At 70.3% G+C, this 22,723-nt stretch carries 24 protein-coding genes; 16 read left to right on the top strand and 8 right to left on the bottom strand.

The window, feature by feature from the left end:
• The 3 genes from resB to FEF34_RS15810 all read left to right on the top strand — a co-directional run bounded on the left by resB (window position 1) and on the right by FEF34_RS15810 (window position 3,473).
• Window positions 1-1,764: a cytochrome c biogenesis protein ResB gene (gene resB / locus FEF34_RS15820; protein WP_138053765.1), complete on the top strand. Its 1,764-nt coding sequence runs from the start codon at window positions 1-3 to the stop codon at window positions 1,762-1,764.
• Entirely contained in the window at window positions 1,761-2,840 is a 1,080-nt protein-coding gene (ccsB, locus tag FEF34_RS15815; protein ID WP_138053764.1) for a c-type cytochrome biogenesis protein CcsB, read from the top strand. Before resB ends, ccsB begins: the two co-directional genes overlap by 4 nt.
• 102 nt (window positions 2,841-2,942) lie before the next feature.
• Complete coding sequence (locus FEF34_RS15810; protein ID WP_138053763.1) at window positions 2,943-3,473, top strand: SRPBCC domain-containing protein; 531 nt, start codon at window positions 2,943-2,945, stop codon at window positions 3,471-3,473.
• Window positions 3,474-3,503: 30 nt separating this feature from the next.
• Here FEF34_RS15810 and FEF34_RS15805 read toward each other — a convergent pair whose 3' ends face one another.
• Window positions 3,504-3,959, bottom strand: coding sequence for a nucleoside deaminase (locus FEF34_RS15805; protein ID WP_138053762.1), 456 nt, complete (start codon window positions 3,957-3,959; stop codon window positions 3,504-3,506).
• A 19-nt stretch (window positions 3,960-3,978) separates the two neighbouring features.
• Window positions 3,979-4,305, bottom strand: a complete 327-nt coding sequence (locus tag FEF34_RS15800) for a PLD nuclease N-terminal domain-containing protein (RefSeq protein WP_138053761.1) — start codon at window positions 4,303-4,305, stop codon at window positions 3,979-3,981.
• An 85-nt stretch (window positions 4,306-4,390) separates the two neighbouring features.
• On the opposite strand from FEF34_RS15800, the gene FEF34_RS15795 reads away from it, so the two are divergent.
• The 3 genes from FEF34_RS15795 to FEF34_RS15785 are packed head-to-tail and all read left to right on the top strand — an operon-like array spanning window position 4,391 to window position 7,358.
• Complete coding sequence (locus tag FEF34_RS15795; protein ID WP_138053760.1) at window positions 4,391-5,842, top strand: menaquinone biosynthesis decarboxylase; 1,452 nt, start codon at window positions 4,391-4,393, stop codon at window positions 5,840-5,842.
• Window positions 5,839-6,741 carry a menaquinone biosynthesis prenyltransferase MqnP gene (gene mqnP / locus FEF34_RS15790; protein ID WP_138053759.1) on the top strand — a complete coding sequence of 301 codons (903 nt, stop codon included), beginning with the start codon at window positions 5,839-5,841 and terminating at the stop codon, window positions 6,739-6,741. The genes FEF34_RS15795 and mqnP overlap by 4 nt, the downstream gene beginning before the upstream one ends.
• A 26-nt stretch (window positions 6,742-6,767) precedes the next feature.
• The gene (locus FEF34_RS15785) at window positions 6,768-7,358 is read left to right on the top strand and encodes a Uma2 family endonuclease (RefSeq protein ID WP_138053758.1); all 591 of its coding nucleotides are present in this window, start codon (window positions 6,768-6,770) and stop codon (window positions 7,356-7,358) included.
• 44 nt (window positions 7,359-7,402) lie between these two features.
• Here FEF34_RS15785 and FEF34_RS15780 read toward each other — a convergent pair whose 3' ends face one another.
• On the bottom strand, window positions 7,403-8,002 hold the full coding sequence (locus FEF34_RS15780; RefSeq protein ID WP_138053757.1) for a rhomboid family intramembrane serine protease: 600 nt from the start codon (window positions 8,000-8,002) through the stop codon (window positions 7,403-7,405).
• 92 nt (window positions 8,003-8,094) lie between these two features.
• Here FEF34_RS15780 and FEF34_RS15775 point away from each other — a divergent pair, with 92 nt between their 5' ends.
• Window positions 8,095-8,760: a UbiX family flavin prenyltransferase gene (locus tag FEF34_RS15775; RefSeq protein ID WP_138053756.1), complete on the top strand. Its 666-nt coding sequence runs from the start codon at window positions 8,095-8,097 to the stop codon at window positions 8,758-8,760.
• A gap of 140 nt (window positions 8,761-8,900) precedes the next feature.
• On the opposite strand, the gene FEF34_RS15770 is transcribed toward FEF34_RS15775, so the two are convergent.
• Together FEF34_RS15770 and FEF34_RS15765 are read right to left on the bottom strand one after the other, a co-directional pair.
• On the bottom strand, window positions 8,901-10,328 hold the full coding sequence (locus FEF34_RS15770; RefSeq protein WP_456114791.1) for an IS1182 family transposase: 1,428 nt from the start codon (window positions 10,326-10,328) through the stop codon (window positions 8,901-8,903).
• A gap of 130 nt (window positions 10,329-10,458) precedes the next feature.
• Window positions 10,459-11,097 (bottom strand): flavin reductase family protein, encoded by a 639-nt coding sequence (locus FEF34_RS15765; protein ID WP_138051936.1) that lies wholly within the window; start codon window positions 11,095-11,097, stop codon window positions 10,459-10,461.
• A 339-nt stretch (window positions 11,098-11,436) separates the two neighbouring features.
• Here FEF34_RS15765 and FEF34_RS15760 point away from each other — a divergent pair, with 339 nt between their 5' ends.
• The 7 genes from FEF34_RS15760 (at window position 11,437) to FEF34_RS15730 (ending at window position 17,192) form a co-directional block, all read left to right on the top strand.
• Complete coding sequence (locus FEF34_RS15760; protein ID WP_138053755.1) at window positions 11,437-11,892, top strand: Lrp/AsnC family transcriptional regulator; 456 nt, start codon at window positions 11,437-11,439, stop codon at window positions 11,890-11,892.
• Window positions 11,893-12,153: 261 nt separating this feature from the next.
• The gene (mqnE, locus tag FEF34_RS15755; protein WP_138053754.1) at window positions 12,154-13,317 is read left to right on the top strand and encodes an aminofutalosine synthase MqnE; all 1,164 of its coding nucleotides are present in this window, start codon (window positions 12,154-12,156) and stop codon (window positions 13,315-13,317) included.
• A 141-nt stretch (window positions 13,318-13,458) separates the two neighbouring features.
• A complete protein-coding gene (locus FEF34_RS15750) occupies window positions 13,459-13,983 on the top strand; it encodes a GNAT family N-acetyltransferase (RefSeq protein ID WP_138053753.1) in 525 nt (174 codons plus the stop codon).
• A 106-nt stretch (window positions 13,984-14,089) separates the two neighbouring features.
• Entirely contained in the window at window positions 14,090-14,380 is a 291-nt protein-coding gene (locus FEF34_RS15745) for a DUF4229 domain-containing protein (RefSeq protein ID WP_138053752.1), read from the top strand.
• 428 nt (window positions 14,381-14,808) lie between these two features.
• Complete coding sequence (locus FEF34_RS15740) at window positions 14,809-16,140, top strand: dicarboxylate/amino acid:cation symporter (protein WP_138053751.1); 1,332 nt, start codon at window positions 14,809-14,811, stop codon at window positions 16,138-16,140.
• Between the two features lie 174 nt (window positions 16,141-16,314).
• Complete coding sequence (locus FEF34_RS44225; RefSeq protein ID WP_106430099.1) at window positions 16,315-16,389, top strand: 50S ribosomal protein bL37; 75 nt, start codon at window positions 16,315-16,317, stop codon at window positions 16,387-16,389.
• Between the two features lie 182 nt (window positions 16,390-16,571).
• Window positions 16,572-17,192 carry a TetR/AcrR family transcriptional regulator gene (locus FEF34_RS15730; RefSeq protein WP_171052964.1) on the top strand — a complete coding sequence of 207 codons (621 nt, stop codon included), beginning with the start codon at window positions 16,572-16,574 and terminating at the stop codon, window positions 17,190-17,192.
• A gap of 269 nt (window positions 17,193-17,461) precedes the next feature.
• On the opposite strand, the gene FEF34_RS15725 is transcribed toward FEF34_RS15730, so the two are convergent.
• Both FEF34_RS15725 and FEF34_RS15720 read right to left on the bottom strand, forming a co-directional pair.
• Entirely contained in the window at window positions 17,462-17,860 is a 399-nt protein-coding gene (locus FEF34_RS15725) for a DnaJ family domain-containing protein (protein ID WP_138053750.1), read from the bottom strand.
• A gap of 467 nt (window positions 17,861-18,327) precedes the next feature.
• Complete coding sequence (locus FEF34_RS15720) at window positions 18,328-18,531, bottom strand: cold-shock protein (RefSeq protein WP_017948713.1); 204 nt, start codon at window positions 18,529-18,531, stop codon at window positions 18,328-18,330.
• Between the two features lie 269 nt (window positions 18,532-18,800).
• Between FEF34_RS15720 and FEF34_RS15715 the strand changes: the two genes are divergently transcribed.
• A complete protein-coding gene (locus FEF34_RS15715) occupies window positions 18,801-19,703 on the top strand; it encodes a menaquinone biosynthetic enzyme MqnA/MqnD family protein (RefSeq protein ID WP_138053749.1) in 903 nt (300 codons plus the stop codon).
• Window positions 19,704-19,838: 135 nt separating this feature from the next.
• Here FEF34_RS15715 and FEF34_RS15710 read toward each other — a convergent pair whose 3' ends face one another.
• Window positions 19,839-20,861 carry an alpha/beta hydrolase gene (locus FEF34_RS15710; RefSeq protein WP_138053748.1) on the bottom strand — a complete coding sequence of 341 codons (1,023 nt, stop codon included), beginning with the start codon at window positions 20,859-20,861 and terminating at the stop codon, window positions 19,839-19,841.
• A 208-nt stretch (window positions 20,862-21,069) separates the two neighbouring features.
• On the opposite strand from FEF34_RS15710, the gene FEF34_RS15705 reads away from it, so the two are divergent.
• Window positions 21,070-22,710, top strand: a complete 1,641-nt coding sequence (locus FEF34_RS15705) for a serine/threonine-protein kinase (protein ID WP_138053747.1) — start codon at window positions 21,070-21,072, stop codon at window positions 22,708-22,710.
• Window positions 22,711-22,723 lie beyond the last annotated feature (13 nt).

Below are 22,723 nucleotides of genomic sequence, written 5' to 3'. Positions count from 1 at the left end.
ATGGGCAAGACCGACACGACGACGGAGAGCGCCGACGCCGCACGGGCCGGGCAGGAGGCCGGGGACCTCGGCAGGGCGGGTGAGCAGTTGTCCACCGCCCCGCAGGAACGGGCCGTGCCCGGCTCCTTCGGCGGACGGCGCGCGCCGGGCCCCGCCGGCGCGCTCGCCTGGGGCGTCCGCGAGACGGCCGGCTGGATCCGCTGGTTCTGGCGCCAGCTGACCTCCATGCGGGTGGCGCTGATCCTGCTCTTCCTGCTCTCGCTGGGCGCGATTCCCGGATCCCTCATCCCGCAGAACAGCGTGGACGAGGTGAAGGTCCGCACCTGGAAGACGAACAACGAGTTCTGGACGCCGGTCTTCGAGAAGCTCCAGCTCTTCGACGTCTACAGCTCGGTGTGGTTCTCCGCGATCTACATCCTGCTGTTCGTCTCGCTGATCGGCTGCATCGTGCCCAGGACCTGGCAGTTCGCCGACCAGTTGCGCGGCCGTCCGCCGGGTGCGCCCAAGCGCCTCACCCGGCTGCCCGTGTACACCACGTGGCGCACCGGGGCCGAGCCCGAGGCGGTCCGCGAGGCCGCCCTCGCGCTGCTCAGGAAGCGGCGGTTCAGGGCCCATGCCGCCGGGGACGCCGTGGCGTCCGAGAAGGGCTACCTCCGCGAGGTCGGCAACCTCCTCTTCCACGTCGCCCTGATCGTGATGCTCGTGGCCTTCGCCGCCGGGCAGCTCTTCAAGTCCGAGGGCGGCAAGCTGGTCGTCGAGGGCGACGGCTTCGCGAACACCCTCACCCAGTACGACGACTTCAAGTCCGGGTCGATGTTCGACATCGAGGACCTGCCCCCGTTCCACTTCACCCTGGACCAGTTCACGGGCACGTACGAGCCCAGCGGCCCCCAGAAGGGCACGGCCCGCACCTACGAGGCGGCGGTCACCTACGCCGAGGGCGCCGAGGGCAAGGAGCAGAACGCCGTCATCCGGGTCAACGAGCCGCTGGAGATCGACGGTTCCAAGGTCTATCTGCTCGCCCACGGCTACGCGCCGGTCGTCACCGTCCGCGACGGCAGGGGCCAGATCGTCCACCAGGCCGCCGTGCCGCTGCTGCCCGTCGACAACAACGTCAGCTCCACCGGCGTCATCAAGGTGATGGACGGCTACCGGAACAAGGACGGCCGGAAGGAACAGCTCGGCTTCCCGGCGTTCTTCGTGCCCACCTACGCCGGCAAGGGCAACGGCCAGATGTTCTCGCAGTTCCCGGCCCTGGTCTTCCCGGCGCTCAACCTCAGCGCGTACCACGGCAGTCTCGGCGTCGACTCGGGTGTCCCGCAGAACGTGTACCAGCTGGACACCCGCAAGATGGAGCCCTTCAGGGACGGCAAGGGCGAGGTGTTCAAGCAGACCCTGCTGCCCGGCGAGACGATGAAGCTCCCCGGCGGCGCCGGCTCGATCACCTTCGAGAAGGAGATCAAGGAGTGGGCGAGCTTCCAGATCTCCCAGCAGCCGGGCAACGGACTCGCCCTCGCCGGTGCCGTCGCCGCGATCACCGGACTCGTCGGCTCCCTGTTCATCCAGCGCCGCCGCGTGTGGGTGCGTGCCGTGCGCGGTGAGGACGGCGTCACCGTCGTCGAGATGGCGGGACTGGGCCGGAGCGAGTCCGCCCGGCTCCCCGAGGAACTGGCCGAGCTGGCCGCGTCGCTCAACGCCGAGGCGCCGACCGCGCCCGATCCCGAACCTGCCGAAGCTGTTCCCTCCGAAGGGGCTGAGAAGTGAATCTCGCCGCCGCCAACAACGAGAGCCTCGCCGAGTTCAGCAACGTGCTGATCTACTCGGCCATGGCCGTGTACACCCTGGCCTTCCTCGCGCACATCGCCGAGTGGACGTTCGGCAGCCGCAGCAAGGTCGGTCGCACCGCCGCCGCGCTCACCGCGGACGGCTCGTCCGCCGCACCGAAGGTCCGGGTCGCCCGCAAGGGCGGCGGGACCGCCGTCCTGGAGCGACCCGAGGTCGTCACGCGGTCGTCGGCCGGTGCCCGGGACGTGCCCGACGGCCCCGGCGCGGCCGGCGGCGACCGGCAGGGCGACATGTACGGCCGGATCGCGGTCTCGCTGACCGCCCTCGCCTTCCTGGTCGAGGCCGCCGGCGTCGTCACCCGCGCGGTCTCGGTGCAGCGTGCCCCCTGGGGCAACATGTACGAGTTCTCCACCACCTTCTCCACGGTGGCGGTCGGCGCGTACCTCGGCTTCCTGCTCGCCAGGAAGAACGTGCGCTGGATCGGCCTGCCGCTGGTCACCACCGTCCTGCTGGACCTGGGCATCGCGGTCACCTGGCTCTACACCGAGAGCGACCAGCTCGTCCCGGCCCTGCACTCGTACTGGCTGTGGATCCACGTCTCCACCGCGATCTTCTGCGGTGCGGTCTTCTACCTGGGCGCGGTCGCCACCCTGCTGTACCTCTTCCGGGACTCCTACGAGAACAAGCTCGCCGACGGCGGCGATCCCGGCTCCTTCGCCCGCTCGGTGCTGGAGCGCCTGCCCGCCGCGGCGTCCCTGGACAAGTTCGCGTACCGCATCAACGCCGCGATCTTCCCGCTGTGGACGTTCACGATCATCGCCGGAGCGATCTGGGCGGGCGACGCCTGGGGCCGCTACTGGGGCTGGGACGCCAAGGAGGTCTGGTCCTTCATCACCTGGGTGGCGTACGCCGCGTATCTGCACGCCCGCGCCACCGCCGGCTGGAAGGGCCGCAAGGCCGCGTACATCGCGCTGATCGCCTTCGCCTGCTTCCTCTTCAACTACTACGGCGTCAACCTCTTCGTGAACAGCCTCCACGGCTACGCGGGGGTCTGAGCCGCCGCGCCGGTGCCGGGACGCCCGGGGGACGTCCCGGCAGGCGTCCGAGTGGGCGAGACGCGGTAGCGGACCCGGCACGTGCGGGCGACGCTGGGTGCCATGACGGAAGCGATCCCGTACGGCACCAGCGAGACCCGTGCCGGCGACGACGGCCCGGTCCACGTCCTGCACTACGTGCTCCATCTGCCGCACCCGGTGGTGCGGGTCTGGGCCGCCGTGGCGACCCCCGAGGGCCTGCCGCAGTGGCTGGCCGCCGCCGACCTGCTGGAACCCCGGCTGGACGGTGCGGTGACGCTCCGTTGGCTGAACGCGGACGAGAGCGTCGACGGGGCCGTGGTCTCCGGGCGGGTCACGGCCTGGGACTGGGAGGCCGTCGCCGAGTACACCGTCGCGACGCACGGCCGCATCCGCTTCCACATGGAGCCGGCCCCCGCCGACTCGCTCGCCACCGTGCTGCGCTTCACCAACGAGTTCTCCGGCCCGGACGGGCGGCGCCTCGACAACCTGGCCGGCTGGCACCAGCACTTCGAGTACCTGTCCGACGCACTCGACGGCCGGCCCGCCGACTGGTCCACCTGGACACCGGAGCGCTTCGAGCAGCTCCGCGCGGAGTACGCCGCCCGCGCCTGACCGGCCGGCACGGGACGGCGCCTGCGGTGGTCAGCCGTCGACGCCGATGTCCTCGTGCCACAGGTCCGGACGGCCGTCGACGAACTCCCGCATCAGCTCCGCGCACGCGGGATCGTCCAGGAGCACGACCTCCACGCCGTGCACCGCCAGCCAGCCGTGGGCGCCGTGGAACGTCTCCGCCTCGCCTACCACGACCCGGGAGATGCCGAACTGCCGGACCAGCCCGGCGCAGTACCAGCAGGGGGCGAGGGTGGTCACCATGGTCGTTCCCCGGTACGACCGCTGACGCCCCGCGGCGCGGAACGCGTCCGTCTCGGCGTGCACCGAGGGGTCGTCGTCCTGGACCCGGCGGTTGCGTCCGCGGCCCAGCAGCGAGCCGTCCGTCCCGTACAGCGCGGCACCGATCGGGATGCCGCCCTCCGCGAGGCCGGCGCGCGCCTCCTCGTAGGCGGTGGACAGCCACCGCCGTGCCAGCTCCCGGTCCACGACCCCGGCCCTCCCGTCGTCAGGACGTGCCCGGGTCCTCGTCGCGCTTGGGGTCCTTCGCCCGGTCCCCGGGCTGCCCGGGTCCGCCCTCGTCGTCGAGGGACTTCAGGAACTCGGGGTTGTCGTCGGGCGCCACCCAGCCGCCGCGCCGCGTCGAACGGGGCGCGCCGCGGTCCTTTCCGGCGATCAGCCAGGAGATCGAACCGACGAGCGGGAAGAGCAGCACGAGGATCGCCCAGAGCGGCTTGGGGATGTGCCGGATCTCCTTCTCGTCGGTGGAGATGCAGTCGATGAAGGCGTAGATGCTGAGCGCCAGCGGCACCAAGAACATCAGCACCCGAAGCATTGGCGGCCCCCTGCGTGCGGAGAACGGGGCCGTGGAACGGCCCCCGTGACGAGTCCAGCGTAGCGAGTGGCAGATACTGGACGGCATGGCTTACGACGATCTTCGCTCGCTGCTCCGGGCGCTGGAGCGCGAGGGCGACCTCAAGCGCATCAAGGCCGAAGTCGACCCGTACCTGGAAGTCGGGGAGATCGTCGACCGGGTCCAGAAGTCCGGCGGGCCCGCGCTGCTCTTCGAGAACGTGCGCGGCTCGTCGATGCCCCTCGCCATGAACGTGTACGGCACCGACCGCCGGCTGCTGAAGGCACTGGGACTGAAGTCGTACGACGAGATCAGCACGAAGATCGGCGGACTGCTGAAGCCGGAGCTGCCGCACGGCTTCGTCGGGGTGCGCGAGGCGTTCGGCAAGCTCGGGGCGATGACGCACGTGCCGCCGAAGAAGGTGAAGGACGCACCGGTGCAGGAGGTGGTGCTGCGCGGTGACGAGGTCGATCTGGACCGGCTGCCCGCGCTGTTCACCTGGCCCGACGACGGCGGCTCCTTCTTCAACCTGGGCCTCACCCACACCAAGGACCCGGACACCGGGGTGCGCAACCTCGGCCTCTACCGGCTCCAGCGCCACGACAAGCGCACCATCGGCATGCACTGGCAGATCCACAAGGACAGCCGCAACCACTACCAGGTGGCAGCGCGGCGGGGTGAGAAGCTGCCGGTCGCCATCGCCTTCGGCTGCCCGCCGGCCGTGACGTACGCCTCGACCGCGCCGCTGCCCGGGGACATCGACGAGTACCTGTTCGCCGGCTTCGTGCAGGGCAGGCGGATCGAGATGGTCGACTGCAAGACCGTGCCGCTCCAGGTGCCCGCGCAGGCGGAGGTCGTTCTGGAGGGCTGGCTGGAGCCGGGGAAGATGCTTCCCGAGGGGCCGTTCGGGGACCACACCGGCTTCTACACGCCGCAGGAGGACTTCCCCGCGCTGACGATCGACTGCGTGACGATGCGCAGGCGTCCGCTGCTCCAGTCGATCGTGGTGGGACGCCCCCCGACGGAGGACGGTCCACTCGGCCGGGCGACGGAGCGTTTCTTCCTCCCCCTGCTCAAGATCATCGTGCCGGACATCGTGGACTACCACCTGCCCGAGTCGGGCGGCTTCCACAACTGCGCGATCGTCTCGATCGACAAGAAGTACCCGAAGCACGCGCAGAAGGTCATGCACGCCATCTGGGGCGCGCACATGATGTCGCTGACCAAACTGATCGTCGTCGTGGACGCCGACTGCGACGTCCACGACCTCCACGAGGTGTCGTGGCGGGCGCTCGGCAACACCGACTACTCCCGCGACCTGACGGTCGTCGAGGGGCCCGTGGACCATCTCGACCACTCCTCCTACCAGCAGTTCTGGGGCGGCAAGGCGGGGATCGACGCGACCCGGAAGTGGCCCGAGGAGGGCTACACCCGGGACGGAGGCTGGCCGGAGATGGTCCTCTCGGACCCGGAGACGGCGGCGCTGGTCGACCGCAGGTGGAAGGAGTACGGCCTGTGAGCGCGTCCGCGGCAACGGTGCCGGGTCCCGGCCGGACGAAGGCGTTCCTGCGGCTGGTGATGATCGAGCACTCGGTCTTCGCGCTGCCGTTCGCGTACATCGCGGCGCTCACCGCGATGTACGAGGGCGGCGGGAGCGTCGACTGGGTGACGCTGCTGCTCGTCACCGTCGCCATGGTGGGCCTGAGGACGTTCGCCATGGCCTGCAACCGGATCATCGACCGGGAGATCGACGCCCGCAACCCCCGGACGGCCGGCCGCGAACTGGTGACCGGAGCGGTGTCGGTGCGGTCCGCCTGGACCGGGGCGGGCATCGCCGTCGTGGTCTTCCTCGGCGCCGCCGCCCTGCTCAACCCCCTGTGCCTGGCACTCGCGCCGGTCGCGGTCGTTCCGATGGTGGTCTATCCGTACGGGAAGCGCTTCACGAACTTCCCGCACGCGATCCTGGGACTCGCCCAGGCCATGGGGCCCGTCGGGGCCTGGCTGGCGGTGACGGGGGCCTGGTCGTGGGACGCGGTGATCCTCGGACTGGCGGTCGGGGTGTGGATCGGCGGCTTCGACCTGATCTTCGCCTGCCAGGACGTCCAGGCCGACCGGGCCCAGGGCGTGCTGTCCGTACCGGCCCGCTTCGGCATCCCGGCGGCCCTGTGGGGCGCCCGGGCCTGCCATGCCGTGACGATGGCCCTCTTCGTCTGGTACGCCCTCGCCACCGGCGCCGGGCTCTTCCTCTGGCTGGGTCTGGTGATCGTCGCGGTCGCGTTCGTCTACGAGCACACGATCGTGACGCCGCACGACCTTTCCCGGCTGAACCGGGCCTTCTTCACCGTCAACGGCTTCATCGGCATTGCCCTGTTCGTGTGCGCCCTGATCGATCTGGGCGTTCGGGGCCTCACCCCGTAGGTACCGTGCGGCCTACCATCGAGTGCATGGACAGGGAGGCCGATGTGACCGTCACCGTCTCGGAGATCGACCGTCTGCACTCGCAGCTCAGCCGTCTCGAGGGCATGTTCCCGGGCTACCGGACGGAGATCGTCGAGGGTGCCATCGTGATGAGCCCGGTCGAACCGCACCACGCCAAGACGATCAGGGCGGTGTGGAATGCCCTGGAGGCCCAGCTCTCCGACGAGTGGGACTTCATCAGCGACGTCACGATCCCGTTCGACGACGCGAACGAGTTCTGCCCGGACCTCGCCGTCATCCCGAGGGCCGAGAGCGAGAAGAACCTGAGCGCCTACTCACCCGACCTCATCGAACTCGCCGTCGAGGTGGTCTCGCCGGGCAGCGTCCGCAACGACTACGAGATCAAGGACCGGGCCTACGCGAGGCGCGGCATCCCCCACTACCTGGTCTTCGACCCCTACGAGGCTCAATGCCTCACGCTCTGGAATCCCGGCCCGGACGGCTATCTCGGCCGGGACACGCTGCCGTACGGCAAGACGGTGGTCGTGGAGACGGGCGTCGGAAGACTCACGCTGGACACGGGAGAACTGCCCGTGGATCCCGCGGTCCGGGACTGAGCACGCCGCGCGCCCCGGCCCGTGTCCGGACCCGAGCGGCCCCGTCAGGCAGTGGTCGCGGTCGGTCTGCGGCGGCGGAACATGAAGGCCGCCGCCACGCCCGCCACCAGTCCGATGAGGTGCCCCTGCCAGCTCACGCCCGTGTTGGCGGGGGAGAGGCCCAGCAGGATCGAGCTGCCCCATATCGCGCCGACGAGCAGACCGACGCCGATGTCCAGCGGCCGCCGGTCCACGAAACCGCGGACCAGCAGATAGCCGAAGAGGCCGAAGACGAGACCGGACGCGCCCGCCGTGATCGAGCCCGGCGGCGATATCAGCCAGACGCCGACGCCGTCGGCGACGATGATCAGCGCGGCGACGGCCAGGAACCGGCGGACGCCGCCGAGTGCGGCGAGGAAGCCGAAGACCAGCAGCGGAACGGTGTTCGACGCCAGATGGTCGAAGCCGAAGTGGAGGAAGGACGCCGGGACGACGTCCGCCAGTTCACCGGGCTCGCGCGGTGTGATCCCGTACGCGTCGAGGCTGTGGCCCGTGGCGTGGTCGACCACCTCCAGCGCCCACAGCAGCGCCACCCAGGCAAGCACCAGCTTGCCGGCCGCCTTCGCCCGGTCGGTCCGGCTCGGCTCGAGCGAGGCTGTCGACATCGTGGCCCCCTGTGATTCCCGCGTCTCTCCCCGGAAACGTCCGGGGCACCTGACTCAGTTCCGCCACCCGGTGGCCGGATAGGCTCAATCCCATGAACGACGCCAACCGCACCCCGTGGGTCGTCGGGGTCTCCGGGGCGTCCGGGACTCCCTACGCCGCAGCCGTACTGCGCGGGCTGCTCGACGCCGGTGAGAGCGTCGACCTGGTGGTGTCGCGGGCCTCGCGGCTCACCTTGCTCGACGAGACGGGGATCGCGTTCCGGGACGCGCGCTGGCAGGACGATCTGCGCACCTGGCTGGAGCGCGGCGCGGACGGCAAGCCCGGGACCTTCCGGGTGGACGTGAGCGAGGTGCGCCACTGGGCGGCCGGTGACCTGGCCGCCGGACCGTCCTCGGGGTCGTACCCGGTGAAGGGCATGCTGATCGTGCCGGCGTCCACCGCCTGCGTCGCCGGTGTGGCGCTCGGGCTGTCCAAGGACCTGCTCCAGCGGGCGGCGAGCGTCACGCTCAAGGAACGCCGGAAGCTCGTGGTGGCCGTGCGGGAGACCCCGCTGGGCGGCCAGACCCTGCGGCACCTGGTGGCGCTGGACGAGGCGGGCGCGGTGGTCCTGCCCGCGTCCCCCGCCTTCTACGCGGGAGCGACGCATATCCAGGACCTGGTGGACTTCGTGGCGGGGCGGGTGCTGGACGCGGCGGGCGTCGTGCACGACCTGTACCGCCGCTGGGAGGGAGAGCTGGGGGGCTCCAGGGCCGACTAGGAGCGTGGGTCAGTAACGAGCAAGCGGCTCGGCTTCTGTGGTCGGCGGATCGGTTGCGGAGGGCCTGTCGGGGTCTGTGGGGCTTCGGTGGGGGTCTGCCAGGTGCAGGGCTCGTGGTGTGGCCGGGGAGGCCTGGTGGGTTACCCGGTCAGGCCGGCGAGCCCGGCGGTCCCGGCGTGTCGGAAGATCTTGCGAAGGTTGTGGCAGGCCGCCAGCAGTCGCCATTCACCACGGGCACCGTCCTCGCCGCGCAGGAGGAGCTGGCGGCCGTCCTGGCAAGTCATGATCTGTCCGAAGACGGGTTCGACGATGGCCTTGCGGCGGCTGTAGGCGGCCTTGCCCGGCTTGGTCCGCAGCTTGTGGGCCATGCGCTCTTTGAGTGTGGCGTCCTTGGGTATGCGTCCGCGCGGTGCGGGCGGGACCTGCTCGTCGTGGGTCAGCCGGCCGGTGGCCATGAAGGTGTCGGTGCCGCAGGCCAGATGGCGCTCTCGCGCTGCTTCGAGGTTGGTCTCGGAGCAGTAGCCGGCGTCGACCAGGGCCTGCTTGGGATGAACGCCGGTGTTGGCGGCGGACTGGTCGAGCATCGTGGTGTAGTTCAGCGCATCCGAAGGGTTTGTCGTCACGTCGGCGGCGGTGATGACCTGGTGTTCTTCGTCGACGACGGCTTGGGCGTTGTAGGCCTGGATGTAGGCGCCGTCGCTGTTCTTCATGATCCGCGAGTCGGGGTCGGTGAAGTTGGCCTGCGCCTTCGGCTTGGGGCGTGCCGCCTTGGCGGCCTTCTCCCCGGCGCTGGTGACGGCCTGCCCGTCGTGGATGTCGGCGCGCTCTTGACGGCGGCGTTCCTTGTCCTCGGCATGCTTGCGGGCCTTGTCAGCGGCCTCGGCCTCAATCTGCGTGCGGGCGGCCTGCAGCTTCGCCAGGCGCTTCTCACGCCGGTCCAGTTCGGCGGGCAGGTCCGTCTCCTTGCCGTCCACGCCGAAGGCGTGGTCCTCGGCTTCATCGATGGCCTCCGCGTCGGCCAGCAGGGCCTGGGCCTGTGCCTCCAGCTGTGCGATCTCGGCCTCGATGCGTTCTTCCTTGTCGACCAGGCGACCGTAGCTCATCGCCTTGTGCTTGGAGGCGCTGGCCTCAAGTTTCGTGCCGTCCAGCGCGACGCGTCCCATCTTGACCATGCCGAGCTTGGTCGCGAGGTGCAGCGACTGGGCGAACAGACCGGCGAGCGCATCGAGGTGGCGGCGGCGAAACCGGGCGATCGAGCGGAAGTCCGGTTCCTGGCCGGCGGCCAGGAACCGGAACGCGACGTCGTCGGCCAGGCGGCGCTCGATCGCCCGTGAGGAGCGCACCCCGGTGGTGTATCCGTAGATCAGCAGCCGCACCATCAGCCGCGGGTCGTAGGGCGGGTAGCCGCGCTTTTCGGTGTAGTCCGCCAGGACCGGCCCGAGGTCGAGCACCTCGTCGACCAGGTCGGCGACGAACCGGGCCAGGTGGTCCTCGGGCAGCCAGTCGTCCAGCGACGGCGGCAACAGCAGGACCTGGCGTGGGTCGAACGCCCGGAACGTCTTGTTCACCGCGGTCGGACGGCCCTGCGGCCGTTTCTTACCGACCGGCTCGACCTCGAACAGCCCATCCCCATCACGCATACCGAGATCATCCCGCATGAATGGTCACGAGATATGGATGAGGGCGCCGGATGCCTGTTCAGGCGGTCGCCGACCGGAGCTGGTGGGGCATGCTCCAGCCCTCGGCGAGTCTCGACGGGTGAACGTTGCGTCCCCCGCCGAAGAACTCGCAGAACTTCATGATCAGAGGGTCCCAGCCGAGCGGGTCCACGTAGTGCGTCCCCGGGATGACCAGGTTTTCCTCGACATGGGCGCGAAGGACCTCGACCTCGAAGGCGGTGGCATGCGGTTCGGGACCGCCGAAAGGATGGGCCGCGACGACCCTGCATTCCATCTGGACCGGGCATTCCGCAACCCTGGGGGCCCGGACCAGATCCGATGCCTGCTCGGTCAACTGCGCGGTCGAGAACTTGTCCGGCTCGTACCGGTAGCCCTGCTTCGCCTTGTAGTCCGGCATGGCCGGCTTCCCGGTGGTGAGCGCGATCCGGTCGACGGCATCGACCATCGCCGACGAGGGCAGATTGAGCACGCATTCGCCTTCCCGCAGCAGGTTCGCGGTGGTCTGGGCGTTGTTGCCGAGACCGAGCATGCAGGACTGGTCCAGCCACCACGCTGAGGACATCGGCGCGAGGTTCGCAGTGCCGTCCTCGTTGAGTGAGCTGATCAGCACCACCGGAGTTCCGAAGTACAAGACCTTGAGCCCGGGGACGACGTGCATGCGCTGTGCCTTTCGCGGAGTGCCAGACGGACAGGTCCGCGATCAGGAACACGAACCGTCGCCGACTCTCTCGCGAGCGAGACGCCAACTCTGGCGGCAATACGACATCAAGTTTCGGGCGAGCAGAGCAGTCGCCCGATGACAGGCCCGGCGTTGATTACTGGGACACGCTCCTAGCCGACCGATCGATCGGCGACGGGGCCGGGCGGCCGGCGGGACCGGCCGTCCCTGTTCCCGATCGTTCGGACACGCATGGGCAGCGCGGGGGTGTTCACCCTGCATGCCTTGGATTTCACACGTAAAATTGCGGTAGCGATGAATAATGGAAGGCTCAGGCATATGGACGCCGTGGATAGGCAGCTCATCCAGGCCCTGCGCGAGAACGGCAGGGCCTCGTACGCAGAGCTCGGCCGGCTCGTGGGACTCTCCGGTCCCTCCGTCACCGACCGCATCAACCGCCTGGAGGCCGCGGGCGTCATCACCGGCTACCGGGCGACGGTCGACGCCGCCTCGCTCGGTCTCGGCGTCACCGCGCTGATCGGGATCTCCCTCTCCGACGCCGCGGACCACGAGGACGTGGCGCACCGGCTGCGCGACCTGGCGGAGATCGAGGACTGCTGGTTCATCGCGGGCGACGACTCGTACATGCTCAAGGTCCGCGCCAGCGACGTCGACGGACTCGAGAAGACGATCCGCCGGCTGTCGGGGACGAAGGGCGTTTCGCGGACACGTACCACCATCGTGCTGTCCACGAAGTGGGAGAACCGGGTCGGGGACCTGCCCGAGGAGGTCTGAGGCTGTCCCGCGATCCCCGGCGGGCGGGCGGGCAACGGCCACGGCGCCTCGCCGTGTTGTCGAATCATCCGAATACGCCCGGTATGAGGACGATTCTCCGCCTTGCGGCCCGCCGCATCCGACGCCGCCGCGCTGGTCCCCCGGGGATTGCGGGACGGCCCTTGGGCGTAACGTGGGTGGGGCCTCCGGCGAACCCCGGAGGCGCTCCCGGGAAAAGGCCCTGGGACGAGCGCAGTACGAGGACATCTGGGAGGCGGCCGCATGGACGCGGGGCTCAAGCGCGAGCTGGAGGAGAAGGTCCGGGCCGGCGAGCGGCTGAGTCGTGAGGACGGCATCGCCCTGTACGGGTCGGACGACCTGGCCTGGCTGGGCGGCCTCGCGCACGAGGTCCGTACGCGCAAGAACGGTGACGTGGTCCACTTCAACGTCAACCGCCACCTCAACATGACGAACGTCTGCACGGCGTCGTGTGCGTACTGCTCGTTCCAGCGCAAACCGGGCGAGAAGGACGCGTACACGATGCGCATCGAGGAGGCCGTCCGCCTCGCCAAGGCGATGGAGAGCGAGAACCTCACGGAGCTGCACATCGTCAACGGGCTCCACCCGAACCTCCCCTGGCGCTACTACCCCCGGTCACTGCGCGAACTGAAGCAGGCGCTGCCGAACGTCTCACTGAAGGCCTTCACCGCGACCGAGATCCACCACTTCGAGACCATCTCGGGGCTGACCGCCTCGGAGATCCTGGACGAACTCATCGACGCCGGGCTGGAGTCGCTGACCGGCGGCGGCGCCGAGATCTTCGACTGGGAGGTCCGTCAGCACATCGTGGACCACCGCACCCACTGGGAGGACTGGTCCCGGATCCACCGCCTCGCGCACGAGAAGGGCCTGAAGACCCCGTCCACGATGCTGTACGGGCACATCGAGGAGCCCCGCCACCGCGTGGACCACGTCCTGCGGCTGCGCGAACTGCAGGACGAGACCGGCGGATTCCAGGTCTTCATCCCTCTGCGGTACCAGCACGACTTCGTCGACATGAAGGACGGCAAGGTCCGCAACCGGCTCCAGGCCCGCACGACGATGGCGACGGGCGCCGAGGCACTGAAGACGTTCGCGGTCTCCCGGCTGCTCTTCGACAACGTCCCGCACGTCAAGGTCTTCTGGGTGATGCACGGGGTGCAGACCGCGCAACTGGCGCTCCAGCACGGCGCGGACGACATGGACGGCTCGGTCGTCGAGTACAAGATCACCCACGACGCGGACAACTACGGCACGCCGAACAAGCTGACGCGCGACGACCTGCTGGAGCTCATCCGTGACGCGGGCTTCCGCCCGGTCGAGCGGAACACCCGCTACGAGGTCATCCGCGAGTACCCCGGCCCCGACGGCGACCGCCGTGAGTCGCCGCAGCCCATGCGCGTCTGACGTACCCGGCCCCGCACGCATCCGGCCCGCACGGAGCCGGACCCGAGGCGGTCGCGCCCCGGTCCCACCCGCCCGCGAGGGCGTGCCCGGCCCCTTTCCGGGGCGTCCGGACAGGGGCCGGGGCGTTGTTATCGTCGGGTCATGGCTCTGGAATTCACGCTGGATCCGCCTGTCGACCCCGCACTCCGCGACGGGATCCTGGCGCTCTGGACGGACGTGAGCAACGCCGACGGGGCCGTCGGGTTCGTACCGCCGGTGAGCACGGAGGACGTGCGTCCCGAACTGGTGCGGCACCTGGTGGCGATGGCCGAGGGGCGGTCGCGGCTGCTCGTCGGGCTCGACGAGGACGGGCAGGTCGCGGCCGCAGTGTTCCTCACGTTCAACGCGCACCGGCTGATGCGTCACTGGCTCTGGCTCTACACGGTGATGGTGCACCCCCGGCACCAGGGCAAGGGGTACGGGCGGGACCTGCTCGCCGCGGCCGCCGGCGCCGCACGCGGGATGAGCGGGATCGACGCGATACGGCTCACCTGCCGTGGCGGCGCCGGACTCGAGCGGTTCTACGCCTCGTGCGGCTACAAGGAGGTCGGGCGGGTGCCCGACGCGATCCGCGTCTCCGACGGCGACTACCGCGACGACATCACGATGCTGCTCCCGCTGGTCTGATCTTCTCCGGGGTGCCGTCCCGGCCCGGCCTGCCGGAGCCGCCTAAAAGGCCACAGTCGGGACGTGCTTCACTGGACGGGCGACTCAGTGAAGGAAAGGGGCCGTCGTGTCCGACAGCAAGACGAGCGCCACGCTCCGGTACACCCTCATGCGGCTCGGCGTCTTCGCCGGCTGCTTCTTCGTCCTGTGGGGGCTGGTGTACCTGCGCGTACTGCCGCGCGGCCTGGGCGACTCCAACCTGCTGTGGGTACTCGTCCTGTCCGTCCTGATCTCGGCGCCGCTGAGCTTCGTCCTGCTGCGCAAGCAGCGCGAGGCGATGTCCGCGCAGATCGTCGCGAAGGTCGACCGGGCCAAGACCCGCCTGGAGGCCAACCGCACGCGCGAGGACGTCGGGTAGCGCGCGACGGAGTCCGGTGGCTCCACCGGCGGACGTAACCTTCGTCACACCGAACTCCGGGGAACCTCACCGCCCCGGCGCGGGAGCACCTGCTCCCGCGCCGGGGCGGTGCTGTTTCCGGACATGTGATGGCGTGATCCTGACCCAAAGTCCGACTTTGAGGATCTCAAAGTCCAAGTGTTAACGTGTGGGCCATGACGACAGCAGCGTGCTCCGAAACGGTCATGAGCCCCCCGCTCGTGACGCGCCTGCATGTCGCCCCGCGCCTCCCTCGCGCATCTCGCCGCACTCGTGCCGGGGGCTCCCCCGGTGCGTCCGCGGTCTGTTGCCGTTCGGTCTGACCCGGCATCACGCAGCGGCTCCTCCCGAGCGAACGGGTGCCGCACCCCCGTCCCCGCCTTTCCGATACGCCTCACCGGAGTGTGTCCGTGTCCGCGAACTCCGCGACGCCCACCCACACCAGCCGCATACCGAAGGTCCCGTTCTGGGCCCAGATAGTCGCCGGTCTGATCGCCGGCGTCCTGCTCGGCTGGCTGGCCCGCAGCCAGGACGTCACCTGGCTCCGCACGACCCTGGAGCAGGTCGGCGACATCTTCGTCCAGCTGCTGAAGCTGGCCGTCGCACCGCTCGTCTTCTTCGCGATCCTGGTGTCGATCACCAATCTGCGGAAGGTCAACAACGCCGCGCGGCTCGCCGGCCGTACCCTGCTGTGGTTCATGATCACCTCGCTGATCGCCGTGGCGATCGGCCTCGCGATCGGCCTGTTCACCAACCCCGGTGCGGGTACCGGCCTCACGCGGCAGGACGGCGAGAAGCCGGAGAAGGCCGGCTCCTGGATCGACTTCCTCACCGGCATCGTCCCCACGGACGTCATCACGCCCTTCACCGAGCTGAACGTCCTTCAGATCGTCTTCATGGCCGCCGTCGCCGGTGTCGCCGCGCTCCAGCTCGGTGACCGTGCCCAGCCGATCCTCACCTTCAGCGAGTCCGTGCTGGAGCTGCTCCAGAAGGCCCTGTGGTGGGTCATTCGGCTCGCCCCGATCGGCACCGTGGGTCTCATCGGGCACGCGATCGCCGACTACGGCTGGGAGCTCATCGGCAAGTACGCGACCTTCACGGCCGACGTCTACATCGGTTGCGCGCTGGTCATGTTCGGTGTGTACCCGCTGCTGCTGGCGACCGTCGCCAAGGTCAATCCGTTGCAGTTCTTCAAGGGAGCCTGGCCGGCCATCCAGCTCGCCTTCGTCTCCCGCTCCTCGGTCGGCACCATGCCGGTCACCCAGAAGGTCACCGAACGTCTCGGCGTCCCGAAGGAGTACACCTCCTTCGCCGTGCCGTTCGGTGCGACGACCAAGATGGACGGCTGCGCCGCCATCTACCCGGCGCTCGCCGCGATCTTCATCGCGCAGATCTTCGACGTGCAGCTCGGCGTCCAGGACTACCTGCTCATCGCCTTCGTCTCGGTCGTCGGGTCCGCCGCCACCGCGGGACTCACGGGAGCGACGGTCATGCTGACGCTGACCCTCTCCACGCTGGGCCTCCCGCTCGAGGGCGTGGGTCTGCTGATGGCGATCGACCCGATCCTGGACATGATCCGGACCGCGACGAACGTGGCGGGCCAGGCTGTGGTCCCGGTGATCGTCGCGGCGCGCGAGAAGATCCTCGACCGTGACGCGTACGACTCGGCCTCGTCCTCTCCGGTGGACGACGTCGAGGTGGGCGAGCCCGGGCGGAAGGCGGCCGTCCCCGCCGCCGCGTGACGCCGTCACCTCTGTCCGGTGGCGGAGCCGTCCCGTCGGCGGTGCCGTGCCCGTCGGCGGTGCCGTGCCCGTCGGCGGTGCCGTGCCCGTCGGCGGGCCGTGGGTGCGGAGCCGGAGTGCCCGCCCTAGACTGACAAGATCATCGTTTTCGTCCGGAAGCGGGAGATTCGCACCATGTCGAAGCGAGGCAACAAGCGGCGGGCCAGGAAGAAGAGGAAAGCGAACCACGGCAAGCGCCCCAACGCCTGACCCCCGACGCACTGGCCGCCCGCGCCGATCCGGCGCGGTTCGCCCGAGGACCGGTCCGCGCACCGTGCGGACCGGTCCTCGGCGTTTCCGCCTGGCGGCGGGCCTTAGGCTTACCGAACGGTAGATCGGTGGACAGGGCCGGGAGGACGTCTGACGTGGATGGTGCCGGTAGGAGCAAGCGGATGCCGCGTGCCATACGGGAACGGCAGATGCTCGACGCCGCAGTGCAGACCTTCGGGCAACGGGGTTACCGCGCGGCGTCGATGGACGAGATCGCCGAGCTCGCAGGCGTGTCCAAACCGCTCGTCTACCTCTACCTGAATTCAAAGGAAGACCTCTTCACCGCCTGCATCCGCCGGGAGTCCGCGGCGCTGGTCGCGGCCGTGCGGGCGGCGGTCGACCCGGGACTGCCGCCGGACCGGCAGCTGTGGGAGGGCCTCGCCGCCTTCTTCCTGCACACGGCCGAGCACCCGGACGCGTGGGCCGTGCTGCACCGGCAGGCCCGTACGCACGGTGAGCCGTTCGCCGCCGAGGCGGCGGTGATGCGGGACGAGATCGTGGCGTTCGTGACGGGGCTGATCGGGGACGCGGCGCGCGGGACCCAAGGGGGCGGCGAACTCGCCGGCAAGGATGTGGCGGGGCTCGCTCAGGCCCTGGTCGGCGCTGCGGAGTCGCTGGCCGGGTGGGCCAACGACACATCCGGCGTCTCCGCGCGGGACGCGGCGGCGACGCTGATGAACTTCGCCTGGGAGGGTCTGGGGAACCTCATGAAGGGCGAACGCTGGTCGCCGTCCGCCCGATGAGGCGCCTCCGGCCCGCCTGGTCCGCCCGACGGGGTGCCCCCGGCCCTCGCGGCCGGTACCGCGCAGCTCGAGGACTCCGCCGGCCCGGGGTTCGCGTCGCCCGTTCCGCCGGCGGCCTGCGCGACGGTTCCGGAAGCGGCCGTCGGGTCCGGGAGCCGGCACCGGTGCCGGCCCTCGCCACGCTCCCGTCCTGGGAGGAGCAGGGGTGCGCCCCGGTGGGCCGTGCGAGGTTTCGATGTCGCGGGGCCCTGCCCGGCGGGCCGGGGCCGTCAGCCCCGCCGGAGCCGCCACTCCCGGAGGACCTCGTCCAGGTCGTACGGCCTGCGTCCGAGCGGCGGGCCCGGGGGCGGCATCAGGAGCATCGTGGTGATCTTCTCGTTGATCTCCGTGATGATCCGGCGCACCGCGGCAGCCGAGGGCGCGCGGTACGCCTCCTCCAACGCGTCCTCGGCTTCCTTGCGCAGGGCGAGGGCGGGAGGAAGGACGGCGATGCCTTCCTCGTGCATCTTGCCCTTGACCCACCACAGTTCGTCGTACGGCGCCAGGTCGTCGGGCAGGGGCTTGCCGAGGCCCGGCAGGTCCTCGAACTCTCCGCGCTCCCGCGCGTCGCGGATCTGCTTGTCCACCCACGATTCGAAACTGACGCCCGGGGGTTTGCGCTCCGTCATGCCTCCCAGGGTACGGACGCGTCGGGCCGCCGGTCGGGGCTCCGGGACACTTGAACCGTGCTGATCAGAGAGGCGACCGCGCAGGACCGGGATCGGCTGTTGCCGTTCTGGCACCGGATCGCGTCCGCCGGCTACACCTGAGGGCCGTCCCGGGCGCGTTCCGCCATCCGGAACACGGCGCGGTGGGGATGAACATCATGTTCCGGGAGTTGTGAGACGCCTGGGGGCTTCCCCTTCTTTTCCCGTCACTGCGCTCACTGCTCCCCGCTCACTGCTCCCCGTTCACCGCCTATTCCCCGCCGGCTTCCGGCGCCTTGTCTCCTGGTTCCGGGTTTCCGGCCGTCCGGGTGACGAAGCCGCCTGGCCGACGGGTTTCGGAAAAGGCAGGAGCCCCGTCCCGTACGCGATGTACGGGACGGGGCCCCTTGGGTACTGCTAAGTCGTGCGCGATCGCCGACCCGGGCGCATTAGGCCGGGGTGACGTTCTCCGCCTGCGGGCCCTTCGGACCCTGGGTGACGTCGAAGTTCACGACCTGGTTCTCCTCGAGGGAGCGGAAGCCGGTCGCGTTGATCGCGGAGTAGTGGACGAAGACATCCGGGCCGCCGCCGTCCTGGGCGATGAAGCCGAAGCCCTTTTCAGCGTTGAACCACTTCACGGTTCCGGTAGCCATAAGCCCTCCTTGGGCCAAAGGGTTGCCCTGCTCCAGAACCTGCAAACAAGTCTGAAAACTACAAAAGCCTGCGGGTCACATGCTCCGCAGGCTCTGCACTGCAAGGGAAACCAAACTGCAACTTGCGTTGAGCCTAGCACGCACGGTGTTCTGATGGGTAGAGGGAAAGATCACGTCACCCGGACGCTTGATGCCGCCTTGACATGCTGACGCTCTAGGCGGGGTGCCCCGGCCATTCGAAGGCGTGCTCCCGGGTCTAGCCTCGCGATGTGGACAGTCACGCAGAACCCGCGGAACGCGCGGAACACGCCGAGAACGCCGCCGGCCGCGACCGCCGCAGTCGGCCCCGCGTGGGTCACATCCAGTTCCTGAACTGCCTGCCCCTGTACTGGGGCCTCGCCCGCACCGGGACGCTCCTGGATCTCGAGCTCACGAAGGACACGCCGGAGAAGCTCTCCGAGCGACTGGTCGCCGGTGATCTCGATATCGGCCCGATCACCCTCGTGGAATATCTGCGCAACGCCGACGATCTCGTCGCTTTCCCCGATATCGCAGTCGGCTGCGACGGGCCGGTGATGTCCTGTGTGATCGTCTCGCAGCTGCCGCTGGAGCAGCTGGGCGGGGCCCGGGTCGCCCTCGGGTCCACCTCCCGCACCTCGGTGCGCCTGGCGCAGCTGCTGCTCGCCGATCAGTACGGGGTGATGCCCGACTACTACACCTGCCCGCCCGACCTGGGCGTGATGATGCAGGAGGCGGACGCGGCCGTGCTGATCGGCGACGCCGCGCTGCGCGCGTCGCTGCACGACGCGCCGAGGCTGGGGCTGCGGGTCCACGACCTGGGGCAGATGTGGAAGGACTGGACCGGTCTGCCGTTCGTCTTCGCGGTGTGGGCGGCACGCAAGGACTACCTGCGGCGGGAGCCCCGCGTCGTGCGCAAGGTCCACGAGGCGTTCCTGTCCTCCCGGGACCTCTCCCTCCAGGAGGTCACCAAGGTCGCCGAGCAGGCGGCGCGCTGGGAGGCGTTCGACGCGGCACTGCTCGAGCGCTACTTCACGACCCTCGACTTCCGCTTCGGCCCCGAGCAACTGGCCGGGGTCCGCGAGTTCGCCCGCAGGACCGGCCCGACGACGGGGTTCGCGCCGGACGTGGCGGTCGAGCTGCTCGGCGTCTGAGCTCCGCCGGTGCCCACCCCGGCGCGGGGACGGCTCCGTCCCCGGGAGCCGGACGCCGGAACGCCGGAACGCCGGGCGGGAGGGTTGAGCGGTCGCGACACCGCGACCGCCCGGTTCGGGCCGCGACGGGGCGGGTCAGGGCGTGGGGATGGGCCCCTGCATATGGCGGCTGATCCACTCGATCGACCCGTCCTCCATGCCTCTCACATACGTCCTGGCGTTGTGCCCGCCGTCCTGGATGAGCTGCAGCCGGGTCTTCACGGGACCCTTGGTGTGGTCCCGGATGAAGGCCCGCACCCTCCGCAGCGCCGACTCCCTGGTCCCCGCCTGGAACGCCAGGTAGACGTCCGTGTCCTTGCCGCCCGGCTTCGCGCCGAGCGCCCGGGCGAGCCGCTCGGGGTCGTTCGCCGCCCGCTCCGTGGCGTGCCCGGCCCACAGCGGGGAGTCCGGCACGATGTCGGGGCCGGAGGCGATCACCGCCTTGAACCGGTCCGGGTGCTTCAGCACGGACTTCAGCCCGACGAAGGCCCCCGAGGACGACCCCATGAACGCCCAGCCGTCCCGGGACGTGAACGTACGGAAATTGGCGCGGACGAAATCGGGAACGTCCTCGGTCATCCAGGTGCCCATTTTCGGCTGCCCGGGTATGTCACTGCCGTCGTAGTAGTACTTGTCATCCGGATTGAGCACCGGCATCACCACGATGAACGGAAGGCTCTTTCCTTCCTTCGACCAGCGGCTGATGCTGCTCTGCAGCTTCAGGTCGGTGCCCATCCAGTAATTGTTCGGGTAGCCGTTGCCGCCCGGGAGGGCGATCAGGACGGGGAAGCCGCTGTTCGCGTACTTCGGGTCGAAATACTGCTGCGGCGCCCACACCCAGACCTTTCCCGTGAATCCGGACTTCCTGCCTCGCAGCGTGGTGACGCCGATCCTGGTGCCGTCGTCGACGGTGTTCTGCGTGGTGAACTCGGCCTTCGGGCCGGTCGGCATCAGGGTTTTCGCGGCGGTCTCCGCGGCGGCCGCGCCGCCGCCCCGGCCGGCGGGGGCGGCGGACGGCCCGTCGAAGGTGACGGGCTCCCCTTCGGACGAGCATCCCGACGCGAGCGCGACGGCGCCGAGGGCGACGGTGGCGATGAGCGCCTTGGACAGCCGTTTCATGGCGTACTCCGTTTGTGCGGTGACAAGCGCGCTTCGCGGGGGTTACAGGCGCGGTGAGTGGTTTACGGCCAGGGAGATGAGAGCCCGGACCGATCGGTTGGTCCCGTACCGGGCCCAATTCCGGTGATCCGGCCCGCGCGTTGGGCCTACGCTGCTGGACGGACCGGACGCGCCTCGCAGGCCGCCGTGAACAGGGGGAGGGAAGCGCATGCAGCCGTTGGAAGCCGGCGAGCCGCGGGCCATCGGCGCCTACCGGCTGCTGGGCAGGCTCGGCGCGGGCGGAATGGGCCGGGTCTATCTCGCCCGCAGCGAGGGCGGCCGTACGGTCGCGGTGAAGGTCGTCCATCCCCACTTCGCGCTCGACGAGCAGTTCCGGGCACGGTTCCGGCGCGAGGTGGAGGCGGCGAGACGGGTGGGAGGGGCCTGGACGGCGCCCGTCCTCGACGCCGACCCCGACGCGCCCGTGCCCTGGGTGGCCACCGGCTTCGTCGCCGGACCCGCACTCGGCGCGGCGGTGGCCGTGCACGGGCCGCTGCCCGAGCACACGGTCCGGACCCTGGGCGCCGGGCTGGCCGAGGCGCTGGCCGCCGTCCACGCGGCCGGACTCGTCCACCGCGACGTGAAGCCGTCCAACGTGCTGCTGGCCCTGGACGGTCCCCGGCTCATCGACTTCGGCATCGCCCGGGCCACCGACGGCACGGCGTCCCTCACCACGACCGGCGTCTCCGTCGGCTCCCCCGGCTACATGGCACCCGAGCAGATCACCGGCGGGGGAGAGGTGACCGGCGCGGCGGACGTCTTCTCGCTCGGCGCGGTGCTCGCCTACGCGGCGACGGGTGCCGCGCCGTTCCCCGGCGAGTCCTCGGCCGCACTGCTCTACAAAGTGGTCCACGAGGGGCCCGAGCTGGGCTCCCTCACGGGTGAACTGCGCGAGCTCGTCGCCGGCTGCCTCGCGAAGGACCCGGCCGCCCGCCCGGAGCCCACCGCGCTGGCCCGCCGGCTCGCGCCGGCCGGTGCCGGGGCGCTCGTGGCGGCGGGCTGGCTGCCCGGGCCGCTGGTGGAGCAGGTCAGCCGGACGGCGGTCCGGCTGCTCGACCTGGAGCCGGTGTCCGCCGAGGACCCGGTGGCGTCCGGGCCCGTGCCGTTCACCAGCCAGGCCCTGGGCGTGTTCGGCCCGCCGATCGAGCCCGCTCCCGCCTCGCCGCCTCCCTTGCCGACGCCTCCCTCGCAGCGGGTGCCCTCTGACGCGAAGTCCGGCGGACGTCTGTCCCTCTCGGTCACGACCCGCCGCGAGAGCGACCGTCCGGCAGGCTCCCGCAAGGTCAGCTGCACCGTGGCTCTCGCCGTGGCCGGCGCGCTCGCCGCGGTGACGGTGGGCGCCGGGGTGCTGCTGGACCTCTTCCCCGGCGGTGGCGGCGGCCGCGACGACACCGCGGCCCGGCCGCCCGCGGCCTCGGAGACCGGCGCTCCCTCCGCCGGCGGGACGGGCCCGGCCGAGGTGCCGAAGGCTTTCGCGGGCACCTGGGAGGGCAGCATCACGGCGGCCGGACTTCCCGCGGGCACGATGAAGGTCACCATCGAGCCCGGCGGGCGCACCGGGGAACGGATAGGCACGGCCGAGCAGACCGACATCCTGGGCAACTTCATCTGCGAGGACCTGCTGACCGCCACCCGCGCCGACGCCCGCACCCTCGTCGTCGACGCCCGGCGCGGGCCGCGCAGCAAGGGCATGTGCACCGAGAGCACCAAGGGCCTGCGTCTCGAACTGAGCGGCGGGACGCTGCGGTACGTCTCGGCCGACGCCCGCGCCGGCAACCCGGTCGGCGACCTCACGCGCAGCGGCGGATGAGAGCGGGCCGCCC

Source organism: Streptomyces marianii (assembly GCF_005795905.1).
Classification (GTDB): domain Bacteria; phylum Actinomycetota; class Actinomycetes; order Streptomycetales; family Streptomycetaceae; genus Streptomyces; species Streptomyces marianii.
This window is presented reverse-complemented; position numbering and strand designations above follow the sequence as displayed.

Excerpts from the sequence above, each read along its gene's own strand:
- resB (WP_138053765.1), top strand. The coding sequence starts at position 1 with ATGGGCAAGACCGACACGACGACGGAGAGCGCCGACGCCGCACGGGCC.
- FEF34_RS15810 (WP_138053763.1), top strand. The coding sequence starts at position 2,943 with ATGACGGAAGCGATCCCGTACGGCACCAGCGAGACCCGTGCCGGCGAC.
- FEF34_RS15800 (WP_138053761.1), bottom strand. The coding sequence starts at position 4,305 with ATGCTTCGGGTGCTGATGTTCTTGGTGCCGCTGGCGCTCAGCATCTAC.
- FEF34_RS15795 (WP_138053760.1), top strand. The coding sequence starts at position 4,391 with ATGGCTTACGACGATCTTCGCTCGCTGCTCCGGGCGCTGGAGCGCGAG.
- FEF34_RS15785 (WP_138053758.1), top strand. The coding sequence starts at position 6,768 with ATGGACAGGGAGGCCGATGTGACCGTCACCGTCTCGGAGATCGACCGT.
- FEF34_RS15780 (WP_138053757.1), bottom strand. The coding sequence starts at position 8,002 with ATGTCGACAGCCTCGCTCGAGCCGAGCCGGACCGACCGGGCGAAGGCG.
- FEF34_RS15775 (WP_138053756.1), top strand. The coding sequence starts at position 8,095 with ATGAACGACGCCAACCGCACCCCGTGGGTCGTCGGGGTCTCCGGGGCG.
- FEF34_RS15765 (WP_138051936.1), bottom strand. The coding sequence starts at position 11,097 with ATGCACGTCGTCCCCGGGCTCAAGGTCTTGTACTTCGGAACTCCGGTG.
- FEF34_RS15760 (WP_138053755.1), top strand. The coding sequence starts at position 11,437 with ATGGACGCCGTGGATAGGCAGCTCATCCAGGCCCTGCGCGAGAACGGC.
- mqnE (WP_138053754.1), top strand. The coding sequence starts at position 12,154 with ATGGACGCGGGGCTCAAGCGCGAGCTGGAGGAGAAGGTCCGGGCCGGC.
- FEF34_RS15750 (WP_138053753.1), top strand. The coding sequence starts at position 13,459 with ATGGCTCTGGAATTCACGCTGGATCCGCCTGTCGACCCCGCACTCCGC.
- FEF34_RS15730 (WP_171052964.1), top strand. The coding sequence starts at position 16,572 with ATGCCGCGTGCCATACGGGAACGGCAGATGCTCGACGCCGCAGTGCAG.
- FEF34_RS15725 (WP_138053750.1), bottom strand. The coding sequence starts at position 17,860 with ATGACGGAGCGCAAACCCCCGGGCGTCAGTTTCGAATCGTGGGTGGAC.
- FEF34_RS15720 (WP_017948713.1), bottom strand. The coding sequence starts at position 18,531 with ATGGCTACCGGAACCGTGAAGTGGTTCAACGCTGAAAAGGGCTTCGGC.
- FEF34_RS15710 (WP_138053748.1), bottom strand. The coding sequence starts at position 20,861 with ATGAAACGGCTGTCCAAGGCGCTCATCGCCACCGTCGCCCTCGGCGCC.
- FEF34_RS15705 (WP_138053747.1), top strand. The coding sequence starts at position 21,070 with ATGCAGCCGTTGGAAGCCGGCGAGCCGCGGGCCATCGGCGCCTACCGG.